Here is a 13,967-nt window from a genome sequence, read left to right as displayed (position 1 = left end):
TAGCATGGAGGCTTCTCTCACGGGGGTGACCGGATTGCACCGGATACGGTTGGTGGGCGCGACGCTGCTCGGGCTAGTGCTCGTGGGCTGCGCGGGCTCAGGGAACACGCCTTCCGGCGAGACGAGTCGTACGACGGTTTCGGCATCCGAGTCGCCCAGCGCCTCGCCGGCCCCGGTCGCTTCCTCGGGTTGGAGTGCGTGGACCGCTTCCTACTCCGCGGCGGAGGGCCGTTGTGAGGCGACGGCTCACCAGGTCGTGTGCCGCACCGGTTCCGGCGGGTTCGTCGGGCGGTCCCGCAGCACCGGCGTGGTCACCTGGTCCGTCCCGCCGGCCGGCCGCGGCAAGGACGCCGAGCTTGTCGTCGACTCGGCCTCCGAACGGGCCGTGACCGGCTCCGGCAAGACGCTGCGCGCGGCGAATCTGCGCACGGGCAAGGTCGCCTGGACCCGCCCGCTGACCAACGCCAGTATCCCCACGGTCCTCGGCGCGGCGGACGGCACCGTCTACGCCGTCGAGAATCCGGACGTGAACGTCAGGATCGTCACCCTGGCCGCCTTCCGGATGTCCGACGGCAAGTCGCTGTGGAGCCGCACCTTCCACGCGGACTCGTACGGGGGCGTCGCCGCCTTCGGGGGCCGCGTCTACACCACCGACGGCACGAAGGTCACCGCCCGCGACGCACGTACCGGCGACGCCGTGGCGACTACCCCCAAGGGTGTCGAGTGCGCCAACCTTATCTCCGGCGGCCACTACCTCGTGTGCACCGGCAGCCCGTACTCCGCCGGGGACGTCTTTCCGCCGCTCCAGCGCCTGGACCCGGTCACGCTCCGGCCGATGAAGACGGCCGAGGACACGGGAGACAAGCCCGAGCGCGGGGTGATCTCGTCCGACGGTGTGCTCGTCCTGTACGAGGCCAACGCGGAGGACTCCAGCGCCGGTTCCTGGAACGCGTACGACCTCGTCCACCCCAAGAGGCTGTGGAGCTACGACGACACCACGGAGGAGGGGGAGTTGGCGGGTGACCGGTTCCTCACCTTCACCCCGCGCAACAACGCCGCCGTCAGGGACCGGGTGATCACGATCGACCTGCACGCCGGCCCGAAGGGGACCGGCGACGCCGCGCCGCACACGTCCCCGCGGTACTCACAGGCGAGGGGCGGGGAAGGCCCCCGGCTCCTCGTGCCGGGCGGTGACCCGGACCATGTCGTCGTGCAGGCGGTCACCCATCGCAGCCTGCGGTCGATCCCGCTGCCCTGAGGCAGCGGTCGCTCAGCCCGTCGCGTCCACCAGCGCCAGTTCGTGCAGCCGCTCCGGCGGGCCGGGGCGGGCGTAGTACCAGCCCTGGGCCGTGTCGCAGCCGAGTATCCGCAACTGCTCTGCCTGCGCCCCCGTTTCGACGCCCTCGACCGTCACCGCGAGGTTCAGGCTGTGGGCGAGGGAGACGATCCCCTCGACGATCTTGAGGTCGACGGGGTCGGCCGGGAACTGCTGCATGCCCTGGGTGAAGGAGCGGTCCAGTTTGAGGATGCTCACCGGCAGGCGGCGGAGGTTGGCGAGGTTGGAGTAGCCGGTGCCGAAGTCGTCGAGGGCGATGTCGACGCCCATCTCGGCGAGGCGCCGCAGCGGCTTGAGGAGGTCGTCGTCGGCGCCGATGAGCGCGGACTCGGTGACCTCCAGGCAGAGCGCGTCGGGGCTGACGCCGGCGCGCTCCAGGATGTCGACGGTGTCCTGCACCAGGCCGGGGTGGCTGAGCTGGCAGGGCGAGAGGTTGACGTTGATGCGCAGCGGGCCGGTGGCGTCGTTGCCGCCGTGTCGTTCCTGCCACTGCTTGGCCTGCCGGACGGACTGCTCCAGGACCCAGCGGCCCAACGGCACGATCAGGCCGGTGTGTTCGGCGAGCGGGATGAAGCGGTCGGGGCCGAGGACGCCGTGCTGCGGGTGCAGCCAGCGGACGAGGGCCTCGGCGCCGCGGACGCTGCCGTCGCCGAGGTGGACCAGCGGCTGGTACTCGATGAAGAACTCGTTGCGGTCCAGGGCGGCCGGGAGTGCCGTCGTCAGGCCGTGCCGGGTGATGGCGCGGGCGTCGGCCTCCGGGTCGGCGAGCTCGAAGCGGTTGCCGCCCGCCGACTTGGCCCGGTACATCGTGATGTCGGCGCTGCGCAGCACCTCCGCCGGACCGCGCTCGCCGGCCGGGCCCTCGACGATGCCGATGGAGCCGCGCACCGTGAGGTCACGGCCGTCGATGCTGACGGGGGTGATGAGGGCGTTCATGATGCGGCCGGCGAGTTCGTCGACCTCGCGCTCGGTGTCGGGTCCCGTGGTCAGCGCCACGAACTCGTCGCCGCCGAGCCGGGCGACCATCTCGCCGGGCGCGGTCGCACACGACTGCAGCCGGTCGGCGACCTCGACGAGCAGCCGGTCACCGGCCGCGTGGCCGAGGCTGTCGTTGATGGTCTTGAAGCCGTCGAGGTCGAGGTAGCAGAGTCCGAACCGCTGGTTGTCGCCCGCGCCGAGCGCCTTCTCCAGGCGTTCGAAGAACAGGGTGCGGTTGGGGAGGCCGGTGAGCGCGTCGTGGGTCGCCTCGTAGCGCAGCCGCAGGTTGAGCAGCCGCCGCTCGGTGGTGTCCTCCATGAGGGCGAGCTGGTACTGCGGGTTGCCGTCGGCGTCGCGCAGCAGGGAGACGGTGAGGTTGGTCCACAGGACCGTTCCGTCTGGCCGGTAGAACGCCTTCTCGACGTGGTAGTGCTCGCGCTCGCCGCGGACGAGTTCGTCGTAGAGGGTCCAGGTCTGGGGCGCGTCGTCCGGGTGGGTCCACTCGCGGACGTTGCGTCCGCCCATGGTCTGGTCGGAGACCCCGAACATGCGCAGCAGCGCGCCGTTGACCTGGAGGATGTTGCCTTCGAGGTCGGCCATGCCGATTCCTATGGCCGCGCCCTCGAAGACCGCGCGGAAGCGGGCCTCGGTCGCGTGCAGGGCCTGCGCTACGACGCCCTGGGCCTGGAGGGCGGCCACCGAGATGGCCTCCTGCTCGGCGAGGGTGCGCTCGCGCAGCTCCTGGGCGAAGCCGGCGGCCATCGCGTGCTGGAGGCGGGCCGAGCGGATCCGCAGGTCCTCCTGGGAGCCGTCGCCGCCGCAGTAGAGCACCAGGTAGGCGTCGACGCACTCCAGGGTCCGGCTGAGGGCGTCCGGGTCGGTGCAGTGCGCGGCGACGAGGGCGGCGCCGACCTGCTTGCCCTCCTCGGCCTCGAAGGTCCTGGCGCGCAGCGCGTCGCTCAACCGCCGTGCCAGCGGCAGGAGTCGCTCCTCGAACTCCGGCCGGGTCAGCGAGGTCGAGGTCGCCGGGAACACCGCCCGGCTCCAGATGGTCGCGAACCTGCGCAGTCTGTCCTCCGGCCCGTCCGGCTCCGCGATCACGCCGTGCGTCCTACGCCGGCGAATCCGGAGAAGGAAAACGGATCCTCGTCCTCCGGTGCGGTGTCGGGCCGCCAGTCCGGCATCGGCACCAGTCCGGGTTCCACCATGTCGTACCCCTCGAAGAACCGCGCGATCTCCTCGCGCGAGCGCATGATCAGCGGATTGCGAATGTCCTTGTACACGTCCACCGCGCCCTCCGCCCGCTCCGGTGGCAACGGGATTCCCTCGTACGAGGCATGCGTGAGGATCAGCAGGCTGCCGGGCGCGAGTGCCTCGCGCAGCTGTGCCACCGCTCCGTACGGGTCGTCCGCGTCTTCCACGAAGTGCAGTATGGCAACGAGAAGCAGGGCCACTGGCCGATTCACGTCGATCAGGCGCTGAACCTCGGCGCTCGCCAGGATCTCCTGGGGCTTGCGGAGGTCGGCCGCGACGACGTCCGCGGTCGCGTTGCCCGCGAGGACCGCCTGGCTGTGCGCGACCGCCACCGGGTCGTGGTCGACGTACATGACATGGGCGCCGGGGCTGGCCTCCTGGGCCACCTCGTGGACGTTTCCGAAGGTGGGAATTCCGGAGCCGATGTCGAGGAACTGGGTGATGCCCTCGGCCGCCGCGAAGCGTACGGCGCGGCGCATGAACGCCCGGTTCGCCTGCATGATCTTGGGAAGTCCCGGGAGGAACTCCATGGCCTTGCGGGCCGCCTCCCGGTCGACCTCGAAGTTGTGCGAACCGCCCAGGTAGTAGTCGTAGATACGCGAAACGCTCGGCACCGAGATGTCGATGCTTCGTGGTGCCCAGGCGGGACGCTCCATGTATCTCTCCAAGGCTCAGGCGATCCGGTGTTCGAGCTGAGGCTACTGATCGCCCGCCAAAGGAGCGAGCGGAAACGGAAATTGACCGTCCGTTCCCGGTCACTGCCTGCGGCACGTGCCGAATTGATGTGCGGGGAAACGCGGAGGGGCGCGCAGAATGCCGGAATTGCTGTACGGGGAATGCCAAAGCGGCCCGCCCCCTCCGTGCGGTGCGGAGGGGGCGGACCTGTGGTCGTACGCGCTGCTGTGTTCGGCACTCTTGTCGCTTGCCCGCGTCCCTCCCTTCCGCGTATCCGTTGCCGAGTGGGCGGGGGGCGATCAACCCTGGGGAGGTTCTCGCTACTCCGCGGGCGCGCCGACCGGCTTTCCCTCGGGCGAGACGGCGTACCAAGTGCCGCCCACGCCCTGGCCGTTGGTCTGTCCGGCGGCCGTGTCACCGGAGAAGGTGTAGATCGGCCAGCAGTTGACGGTCATCTGCTTGACGCCGTCGGGCCGGGTGAAGCCCATGAGGCCCTTCTTCTGCACGCCCTTGGTGTCGTTCGCCGAGACGATGCCGACGGCCGGCCACTTCTCCGCGCAGGCGCCGAGGCAGTTCGAGACGGACTTCGGCCATGCCTTGTCCTTGAGGAAGCGGTAGACCGTGTGGCCGTTCTTGTCGACGACGATGTCGCCGAGCTTGGCGTCCTTGCGGACGGAGAGGCCGGGCAGCGAGGCGAGGGTCGCCTTCTTGCCGTCGGGGGCGAGCGCGTACCACTTGCCGCCCACGCCCTGGCCGTTGACGTCACCGGCGTTGACGTCCTTGGCGTAACGGTAGGCGGGCCAGCCGCCGATGGTCAGCTGCTTGGTGCCGTCGGTGCGGGTCACCTCGCCGATGAGGGACTTGTCGATACCGGCACCGGCAGTCGCGTCGTCGGCGGGGACCGGCGGCCAGGTGGTGGCGCAGTCGCCGTTGCAGTTGGACTTGGGGGGATTGGCCGTGTCGGCGTCGAAACGGTAGAGGGTGAGACCCGCTCCGTCGCTCAACACCTTGCCGAGGTCGGGGTTGTTGGCAACGGTCAGCTGGCCCGCGGGCTCGGCCGCGGCGGCCTGCTGGCCATCGGCGCCGTAGCCGTTGCCCGCGCTGGGGCTCGACGTGGCGGCCCCCACGCTTCCATAACCTCCGGCCGCCGCCGTGGCACCGACGTTCTGTGCCGCAGAGGAAGGTGTGGTCACATTTTCCGAACCGCACGCCGCCGTCAACGCCATGACGGACACGGCCGTCGCCGCGAGTGAGGCGCTCCGCCAGGAGGTCTTCATCGTCAACTCCCCATAATCACCTGGATGTTGCAGCGCCCGTCTGTGCCGCCGCACGGTCCTAGGTACGGGTGGGGACCACGGAAGTGTTCAACGGCCGCACAAATTTCTTTCCGACACCTGTGACACAGCACCGCTCTCGTATGCGCGTACGCATCCGGCCACCTCCGACAGTCGGATCGTCAAACCGTCGCACAGCGCCTTCCACTCCTTCGGGGCAATCCCCTCGCACCCCGGCACGCGCGGCCCCGCGAGGCCTCATGATCTCCGTCGTGCATGGACCCGAACCGACCCGAACCGCCCTCGCCGCAAGGGTGTTGACCCTGGTGACGCTCACCTGGCTGCTGACGGGCGCACCGGCGGCCCCGGCGGCGGCCGACGCGTGCGCGTACGCCTCCACCGGGCCGGACGGCACGCAGGCGGTGGCGGTGGCCGGCGGCTCCTGGCCGACTCCGCCGGCCTGCCCGAAGCCGACCCCGCCACCGCCCTGCCCCTCGCCGACACCCACTCCGCCACCGCCGAAGCCGACACCGCCTCCCCTGCCGAAGCCCACCCCTACGCCGACTCCGACGCCCAGGCCGACGCCGAGCCCGAAGCCCCGGCCCACGCCGAAACCCACGCCTCCGCCGCCCGCTCCGGCGCCCCGCCCCGCTCCCGCGGCTCCGCCGCCCCGGCCCGCCCCGACGCCCACACCGACCCCGTCGCCGAAACCGAAGCCGGTACCCAGGCCCGCCCCGCATCCCGCGGCGACCCCGGTGGGTTATCCGAGGTACCACGACCAGCCGCGCCCGCGGGCCGCCACCGGCCGGACGCCGCCGGTCGTCTACGTCCTGCTCATCACCCTGCCCGCGGTGGTCGCCATCGCCGCGCTGCGTCCGCGCTGACCCCCGGAGGAACCCCTTGTCGGAATGGCTTGTTCTCGCCCTCGCGATGGCGGCGGCCTGTGTCGTCGTCGTCATCGTCACCTTCCTGCGCGAACGCGCGGCGTCCGAGGACGAGGACCCCAGCGAGACCCCTGACGTCATCGAGTACATGACAATGTGGATCGGCGTGGTGTACGCCATCGTCCTGGGTCTGGCGATCGCCGGTGTCTGGGAGGCCCGCAGCGCCGCCCAGGACCATGTGCAGGCGGAGGCGCAGGCCCTGCACGAGATCTCGGAGCGGGTGCGGGCCTATCCGCCGGACGAGCGCGACCGCATCCGGGCGGATGTCGACGCCTACGTCTCACAGGTCGTCAACACCGAGTGGAAGACGATGGCAGACCACCAGAAGCTCACCCAGCGCGGCACCGACCTCCTCGAGCGCATCCGCCAGGACGTCACCGACTACCAGCCGAAGACGGACTTCCAGGCGCAGGCCTACCAGCCGCTCGTCGAGCAGGTCGCCGCGGCCGACCTGGCCCGCAGCGCCCGCGCGGACTCCACCGGGGCGACGATGCCGGCGGTGGTGTGGTTCGGGCTGCTGGCCGGGGGTGTGATCACCATCGGCATGGTCTTCGCGCTGCAGATCCGGCGTACGCCACGGGAGCTGATCCTCGCCGGGCTGTTCTCGGCGCTGATCGCCTTCCTGCTGTTCCTGATCTGGGACTTCGACGCGCCGTACAGCCGTGGCATCACGGCCTCGGCGCAGCCGTTCCTGAACCTCTTCCCGCACATCAAGGACTGACAGCCCCTCACCGGGACCGGCCGACGGGTCACTCGCCGGGGGACGTCCGCCACGCCGCGGCCGTCCCCCGGTCGCAGGAACGGCGTCCCCTGTGCGGCCCACACGGTTACCCCATTCGCGCGACTGGGATCGCGGGAGCGCACACATGTTCCTAGCGTTTCGGACATCGAGGTGCATTTACGGCGCCAGCGGAAAAAGTCCGCGGCTGCTCCTCGGGGACCCGGAGGAACCACCATGCGCGCGATACGCGTCGCCTCGGCCGCACTGCTGGGCATCAGCGCCCTCGCCCTCGCGGCGCCGGCCGCCGTCGCGAGGGGCGACGGCAACCACAACATCACGCCGTTCGGCTTCAGCGTCCTGCCCTCGACGATCGCGGCGGGCGGCCACGTGACCCTGCAGGTCGACCGCGACAGCGGCGGCTGCAAGGGCTCCGTCACGGTCTCCTCCGGGGTCTTCGACACCGTCAGGATCTCGCCGGGCCAGTCCTCGGCGACCGCGATGGTCGACTGGGACGCCAGGCCGGGCGCGGTGTACCAGGTGACGTTCACGTGCAACGGCGAGAGCGGCTCCACAGGTCTGACCATCGCCTCCGGCCGCACGAACAACAACAACCAGCCGCTCCAGCCGGCGCAGCAGATACCACGAGGGGTACGGGCCGGTGAGGGCGGCAGCATCGCCGGCTTCGACCTCAAGGAGCTCGGCATCGGCGCGGCCCTCATCGCGGGCTCGGTCGGGGCGGCATACCACTTCTCCCGTCGCCGTACCGGAGAGGACGGCGCCTGACCGCACCACCACCCGCACAGGCCTTCGCCCCGGAACCCGAAAGGGTCGGGGCGAAGGCCTGTTCCGTGCGCCGCGACCTCCGAAGGGGGAGGAGGTCAGATGGCGCGCTCGCTGCGGCGGCGCATCCAGAACACCCCGCCGCCCACGACGGCCGCGGCGACCAGGCCGCCGCCGATCGCCATGTCGGTCGGGGTCGCCCCGCTGGCGCTGCTGCCGCCGAGACCGCCGCGGACACCGCCGATGACGGTGTAGGCGGAGTCACGGGTCAGCACGGAACCGTTCCGGCAGCGCACGGTGATGCTGTACGGGCCGGGACCGGCGTTCCTGCTGATCCGCGCCGTTCCGCTGGCGGTCTGGCCGGCCCCGCCGACGAGTGAGGACAGGTTCGCGGGGCGTTCGAAGCCGGGCGAGTTGGCGGTGGCGCCGGTGAAGCAGCCGTCGACCGTCACGGTCAGCTGGCCGCCGCGGGCGATCACGCTGGGCAGGGCGACGATGTTGCTGGGGCTCTCCCCCATGCCGTCCGCGAGGGCCGCCGGGGCGGCGAGCCCCAGGACGGCCACCGCGGCACCGGCGGCAGCCAGAGCACGAGTTGTACGCATGTCATCCTCCGCGGAAGGCGCCCCGGGACCCGTCCCCGGTCGATCGGCGAGAAAACGCCTCCCAGACGCACCCTCAGATGCCTTGCACGCGCCCGCATTTCGGGAATGGTCCGTCCTGGTGAGAGGACACGCCGAGGGAGAACCGGACAATCGGATATTGCCGCAGGTCACGGACCGTCAGAAAATTCCTGCCGGCCTCTCCTCATATGGCGCACATAAGGATGACCGGGCCACCCGTTCGCTCCTGCCCCGTCGCCGGTTCCGCATTCGGGACTTAGCGTTCTCGTATGCGCGATTGACGTGGCGACGGCCGCGTCGAGAGGGGATGGCGAATGTCTGCGTCCGAGCTGTCCGAGCTTGCCGAAGAGGAGGAGCGGCAGAAGAAGCGCGCCCCGTGGGGAGTGATAGCGCTTGTTCTGCTGACCGGTCTCGCGCTCATTCGGAATGGTTCGGGAGAGTTCGATGTGGGGCCGCCGCAGCCGGCTTCGGCGGCAGCAGCCGACAGCCGGACCGGCGTCGGCACCTTCGGCAAGGCTCCGGCCCCGCTGCCGTACTCCGTCGCCGACCGGGTGCGGATTCCCGCGATCCGGGTCGATGCCCCGGTCATGCCGGTGGGCCTGGACGCGGACGGCTGGGTCGGCGCGCCGCCGCCGGAGGACCCGAACCTGGCGGGCTGGTTCACCGGTGGCGTCTCGCCCGGCGAGAAGGGCACGGCGGTCGTCGTCGGCCATGTCGACAACAGAATGGGCCCCGCCGTGTTCTACGGACTCGGGGCCCTCAAGAAGGGAAACCGCGTCGAGGTGGAGCGCAAGGACGGAAAGACGGCCGTATTCGAGATCTACGGCATCGAGGTCTTCGAGAAGAGCACCTTCCCCGGCGACCGCGTCTACGCCTCCAAGGGAACTCCGGAACTGCGCGTCATCACGTGCGGGGGCGGTTTCTCCAAGCAGAACGGCTACGACGGGAATGTCGTCGTCTTCGCCCGCCTGGTCGAGGTCCGCTGAGCGTTTCCCCGGCCGGGCGGGCCAGGTCCCGTCGTCATATTCCCGTCGTTCGCCCGGAGTGCGTGCCTGGCGTCTCCGGGCAGACGGGAATGTGACGGCAGGGCCTGCGGCCCGTCAGGTGGTGGTCCGGCGGCGCGGCAGCGTCATGTGATAGCCGGAGTCGAGCAGGTGCGGCAGATATTCGCGCAGCGCCCGCACACTCTGGGAACGGTCGCCCCCGGCGTCGTGCGAGAGCACCACGACGCCGGGGGCGGCGCCGTCCTCGACCGCGTTGACGATGTGGCGGGTGCCGGGTGTGTCCCAGTCGAGGGTGTCGACGGTCCAGGCGAGCGGTTCCATGCCCATCTCTGAGCCGAGTTGGAAGGCGGCCCGGTTCCAGGCGCCGTAGGGCGCGCGGAACCACTGGGGGCGTTCCCCGTAGGCGTCCTCGATGACATCGCTGGTGCGTTCCATCTCGGAGCGGATCTGACCGCGGGTCAGCTTGGTCAGCAGGGGGTGCGACCAGGTGTGGTTGCCGACGACGTGGCCCTCGTCGGACATCCGGGCCAGGATGTCCCGGTTCCAGTCGGCCATCTCGCCGCATACGAAGAACGTGGCGCGCACGTCGTACTCGGCGAGGGTGTCCAGGATGTGCGGGGTGTAGCGGGGGTCGGGTCCGTCGTCGAAGGTGAGCACCATGGTGTTGCCGCGTCCGGACAGGCGCAGGAAGGGTTCGTGCCGTACCGGGACGTGGGCGGGGGTGGTGTGGGGTGCGCCGTATCCGGCCACGGGCTGGAGGCGGTAGGCGGAGGGCTTGCGCGCGAGGCGCGGTGGGGGCCCGGCGGCGGGTGCGGCGGCCCGGACGGGGGCGTTGTCCGAGAGTCCGGAGTACAGCAGACCGGCGGAGCCGGCCGCCCCGACGGCAGCGGCGCCGGCGAGCAGGGCCCGTCGGCGCGTGAGCGACTGATCCTTCTTCATGACTTATCAGTCGCCCGGCAGGAGACCGCCGCCCCACGGCAACACCGGTGCGGCGGCAGGAAAACACCCGCCCGGCCCAGCGTTCGGACGCTCAGCGGCGCCGGACGAGGGGGAACGGCAGGGTCTCACGGATCGTCAGCCCTGTGAGGAACATGACCAGTCGGTCCACTCCGATGCCGAGGCCCCCGGTGGGCGGCATCGCGTATTCGAGGGCGTCGAGGAAGTCCTCGTCGAGTTCCATCGCCTCGGGGTCTCCCCCGGCGGCCAGCAGCGACTGGGCGGTGAGGCGGCGGCGCTGTTCGACGGGGTCGGTCAGCTCGGAGTAGGCGGTGCCGAGTTCGGTGCCGAAGGCGACCAGGTCCCAGCGTTCGGCGAGCCGCGGGTCGGTGCGGTGCTGGCGGGTGAGCGGGGAGACGTCGGTCGGGAAGTCCTTGTAGAAGGTGGGCAGCCGGGTCGGCTCCTCCACCAGCCGCTCGTACATCTCCAGTACGACGTCCCCGCGGCCGTCGCCGGCTCCGTACGGCACGCCCGCGCGGTCGCACAGCAGGTGCAGGCCGGCCAGTTCGGTGTCGGCGTCGATCTCCTCGCCGAGCGCTTCGGAGATCGCTCCGTAGACGGTCTTGACCGGCCAGGGGCCCGAGATGTCGTACTCCTCGCCGTCCTTGCGGGCGACGGCGGACCCGAAGGCCGCGGTGGCCGCGCCTTGGATCAGTTCGCGGGCGAGGTCGAGCATGACGTCGTAGTCGGCGTACGCCTGGTAGGCCTCCAGCATCGTGAACTCGGGGTTGTGCTTGTAGGAGACGCCCTCGTTGCGGAAGGTGCGGCCCATCTCGAAGACCTTCTCCAGGCCGCCGACGCAGAGGCGCTTGAGGTACAGCTCCGGGGCGATGCGCAGATAGAGGTCGAGATCGTAGGCGTTGATGTGGGTGGTGAAGGGGCGGGCGTTGGCGCCGCCGTGGATCTGCTGGAGCATCGGGGTCTCGACCTCCAGGTAGCCGCGCTCCAACAGGCCCTGGCGCAGGGCCTGTACGGCGGTGGAGCGGGCGCGGACGACATCGCGGGCGGCGGGGCTCGCGACGAGGTCGAGGTAACGCATGCGGACCTTGGCCTCGGGGTCGGTGAGGCCCCGGTGTTTGTCGGGCAGGGGGCGCAGGCACTTGCCGGTGAGCTGCCAGGAGGTGACGAAGACGGTGGGCTCGCCCTTGTCGCTGGTGCCCGCGCGGCCGGTGGCGGTGATGTGGTCGCCGATGTCGGTGTCGGCGGTGAAGCGGTCGAGGTCCGGGCCCGACTCGGCGCGGGTGAGGGCGAGTTGGTGGTCGCCGGACCAGTCGCGCAGGGTGAGGAAGACGATGCCGCCGAGGTCGCGCACCCGCATGACCCGCCCGGCGACGGTGGCTTGGTCCCCCGCGCGGATCTCGGCGAGGGTGTGGGTGCGCTGCGGGACGCCGACCGGGTAGGGGTCGGTGCCGGTGGCGATCAGGCGGTCGAGGGTGCGGTGCCGGACGCGGACCTGTTCGGGCAGCCCGCTGTCCGGGCCGTCGGTCCCGGTCTCGTCCCCTCCGTCGAGGCCGAGCGCCGACAGGGACGGCAGCCCTGCGGTGGTCGCGGGCCGCTGTCCGCTCTTCGGGTGCCCCTTTCCCCAGAGTTGTCGCAGCGACGGTACGGAGACGAAGCCCTCGGCGATGCCGGAGGCGAGGCTGATGCGGGCCAGGGAGGCGGTCTCGCCGTAGCAGATGAAGCGGGGGTACCACTCGGGGTGGTACTTGGCGTTGGAGCGGTAAAGGGCCTCCAGTTGCCACCACTTGGAGAAGAACAGGAGGAGGCGGCGCCATAGGCGGAGCACCGGGCCCGCGCCGATGCGGGCGCCCTCCTCGAAGGCCGAGCGGAACACGGCGAAGTTGAGGGAGATCCGGTGGACGCCCGACTTCGGGGCGGTGGCGCAGAGTTCGGCGACCATGAACTCCATGACGCCGTTGGGGGCGGTGCGGTCGCGGCGCATCAGGTCGAGGGAGACGCCGTCGCTGCCCCAGGGGACGAGGGAGAGCAGGGCGAGCAACTTGCCGTCCGCGCCGAGTGCTTCCACGAGGAGGCAGTCGCCGTCGGCCGGGTCGCCGAGGCGGTCAAGGGCCATGGAGAAGCCGCGTTCGGTCTCGGTGTCGCGCCAGGCGTCGGCGCGGTCGACGACCTCCTCCATCTCCGCGTCGGTGAGGGTGGCGTGGCGGCGGATGCGGCAGGTGGCGCCGGCGCGGCGGACGCGGCTCACGGCCTGGCGGGTGACGCGCATGTCGCGGCCTGCGAGGTCGAAGTCGGCGACGTGCAGGATGGCCTCGTCGCCGAGTTGGAGGGCGCCCAGCCCGGCGCGGGCGAAGGCTCTGGCGCCGTCCTCGGAGGCGCCCATCGCCGCGGGCGCCCAGGCGTGGCGGCGGGCCAGGTCGAGCCAGGCGGCGATGGCGTGCGGCCAGGCCTCGCGGTCGCCGACCGGGTCGCCGCTGGCGAGGCAGACGCCGGCCTCGACGCGGTAGGTGACGGCGGCCTTGCCGCTGGGTGAGAAGACGACGGCCTTGTCGCGCCGGGTGGCGAAGTAGCCGAGGGAGTCCTGGCCGCCGTAGGCCTTCAGGAGGGCGCGGATGCGGTCCTCCTCGTCGCCGTGCAGGGCCGCTTCGAGTCGTTGGGAGCGGAAGAGGACGGTGGCCGCGTTGAGCAGGGCGAGCGCGCCGAACAGGCCGAGCAGGAAGGACACGGCGCGGGGCGTACGGCCGTGGAAGGAGCGGCCGGAGACCAGGCCGCCGCAGACCCGGTCGGCGGCCCAGCCCAGGTGCTGGCTCTCCGGCAGGGTGCCGGGGAACAGGGAGACCAGCCCCCAGCCTGCGAGGATCGCGACGGCGAGCCCGGCGAACAGGACGGCGAGGGCTCGTCGTACGGCAGCGCGGCGGGAGGCGGCGTAGAACTGCTTGCGGGCGACGATCAGCAGGACCAGCAGCAGGGCGCAGACGATGAGGGACGGGAGGGACTCGGCGTACGGGCCGAGGGCGACGCCGAGGACGTCGGTCAGGACGAGCAGGCCCAGATAGACGACGACCAGCCACCAGGCGATCTTCTTGCGGGCGGCGGTCGCGGCGGCCAGCAGGAACAGGAAGACGGCGTAGGCGAGGTTGGCGCTGACGGGGACGATGAGGAGGTCGAGAAAGCGGACCACGGGCCGCAGCACGCGGCGCAGCGGGGCGATGAAGGCCAGCAGGACGCAGAGCAGGCCGAGGGCGCCGAAGAAGGCCGCGAAGCCCTCCGGCACCCTGCTGAGGAAGCCGTGGCCGGGCGGCCGTACCGGAGCCTTGGTGTCCTTGGACCCGGGCGCCTCCACGGTGGCAGTCATGCTTCCGACTGTAGGAACAGGGCGGGCCGCGCGCCCGTCGAGAACTCCGGGCCGGGTCCGGGACCTGCGGGT

At 71.2% G+C, this 13,967-nt stretch carries 11 protein-coding genes; 5 read left to right on the top strand and 6 right to left on the bottom strand.

Features of this window, described 5'->3' with window-relative positions:
- Positions 1-4: 4 nt before the first annotated feature.
- On the top strand, positions 5-1,258 hold the full coding sequence (locus OH768_RS46725) for a PQQ-binding-like beta-propeller repeat protein (RefSeq protein WP_406463040.1): 1,254 nt from the start codon (positions 5-7) through the stop codon (positions 1,256-1,258).
- A 12-nt stretch (positions 1,259-1,270) separates the two neighbouring features.
- On the opposite strand, the gene OH768_RS46720 is transcribed toward OH768_RS46725, so the two are convergent.
- From OH768_RS46720 to OH768_RS46710, 3 genes are all read right to left on the bottom strand, one after another.
- Positions 1,271-3,415, bottom strand: coding sequence for a putative bifunctional diguanylate cyclase/phosphodiesterase (locus OH768_RS46720; RefSeq protein ID WP_406463039.1), 2,145 nt, complete (start codon positions 3,413-3,415; stop codon positions 1,271-1,273).
- Positions 3,412-4,224, bottom strand: coding sequence for an SAM-dependent methyltransferase (locus OH768_RS46715; RefSeq protein WP_406463038.1), 813 nt, complete (start codon positions 4,222-4,224; stop codon positions 3,412-3,414). The genes OH768_RS46720 and OH768_RS46715 overlap by 4 nt, the downstream gene beginning before the upstream one ends.
- Positions 4,225-4,563: 339 nt before the next feature.
- The gene (locus OH768_RS46710; protein ID WP_406465717.1) at positions 4,564-5,469 is read right to left on the bottom strand and encodes an SCO0930 family lipoprotein; all 906 of its coding nucleotides are present in this window, start codon (positions 5,467-5,469) and stop codon (positions 4,564-4,566) included.
- Positions 5,470-5,789: 320 nt separating this feature from the next.
- On the opposite strand from OH768_RS46710, the gene OH768_RS46705 reads away from it, so the two are divergent.
- The 3 genes from OH768_RS46705 to OH768_RS46695 all read left to right on the top strand — a co-directional run bounded on the left by OH768_RS46705 (position 5,790) and on the right by OH768_RS46695 (position 7,965).
- Positions 5,790-6,401 (top strand): hypothetical protein, encoded by a 612-nt coding sequence (locus tag OH768_RS46705; protein WP_406463037.1) that lies wholly within the window; start codon positions 5,790-5,792, stop codon positions 6,399-6,401.
- Positions 6,402-6,417: 16 nt separating this feature from the next.
- On the top strand, positions 6,418-7,182 hold the full coding sequence (locus OH768_RS46700; RefSeq protein WP_406463035.1) for a DUF4239 domain-containing protein: 765 nt from the start codon (positions 6,418-6,420) through the stop codon (positions 7,180-7,182).
- A 234-nt stretch (positions 7,183-7,416) separates the two neighbouring features.
- The gene (locus OH768_RS46695; RefSeq protein ID WP_406463033.1) at positions 7,417-7,965 is read left to right on the top strand and encodes a hypothetical protein; all 549 of its coding nucleotides are present in this window, start codon (positions 7,417-7,419) and stop codon (positions 7,963-7,965) included.
- Positions 7,966-8,060: 95 nt separating this feature from the next.
- Here OH768_RS46695 and OH768_RS46690 read toward each other — a convergent pair whose 3' ends face one another.
- Positions 8,061-8,564, bottom strand: a complete 504-nt coding sequence (locus OH768_RS46690) for a hypothetical protein (RefSeq protein ID WP_406463032.1) — start codon at positions 8,562-8,564, stop codon at positions 8,061-8,063.
- Positions 8,565-8,896: 332 nt separating this feature from the next.
- Here OH768_RS46690 and OH768_RS46685 point away from each other — a divergent pair, with 332 nt between their 5' ends.
- A complete protein-coding gene (locus OH768_RS46685) occupies positions 8,897-9,568 on the top strand; it encodes a class F sortase (protein WP_406463030.1) in 672 nt (223 codons plus the stop codon).
- Positions 9,569-9,682: 114 nt separating this feature from the next.
- On the opposite strand, the gene OH768_RS46680 is transcribed toward OH768_RS46685, so the two are convergent.
- Positions 9,683-10,525, bottom strand: a complete 843-nt coding sequence (locus OH768_RS46680; RefSeq protein WP_406463029.1) for a polysaccharide deacetylase family protein — start codon at positions 10,523-10,525, stop codon at positions 9,683-9,685.
- Between the two features lie 91 nt (positions 10,526-10,616).
- Positions 10,617-13,895, bottom strand: a complete 3,279-nt coding sequence (lysX, locus tag OH768_RS46675) for a bifunctional lysylphosphatidylglycerol synthetase/lysine--tRNA ligase LysX (RefSeq protein ID WP_406463027.1) — start codon at positions 13,893-13,895, stop codon at positions 10,617-10,619.
- Between the last annotated feature and the right edge of the window lie 72 nt (positions 13,896-13,967).

This window comes from Streptomyces sp. NBC_01622 (assembly GCF_045209635.1).
Classification (GTDB): domain Bacteria; phylum Actinomycetota; class Actinomycetes; order Streptomycetales; family Streptomycetaceae; genus Streptomyces.
Note: the sequence above shows the minus strand (reverse complement) of the source record. Positions and strands in the feature narration are given on the sequence as shown.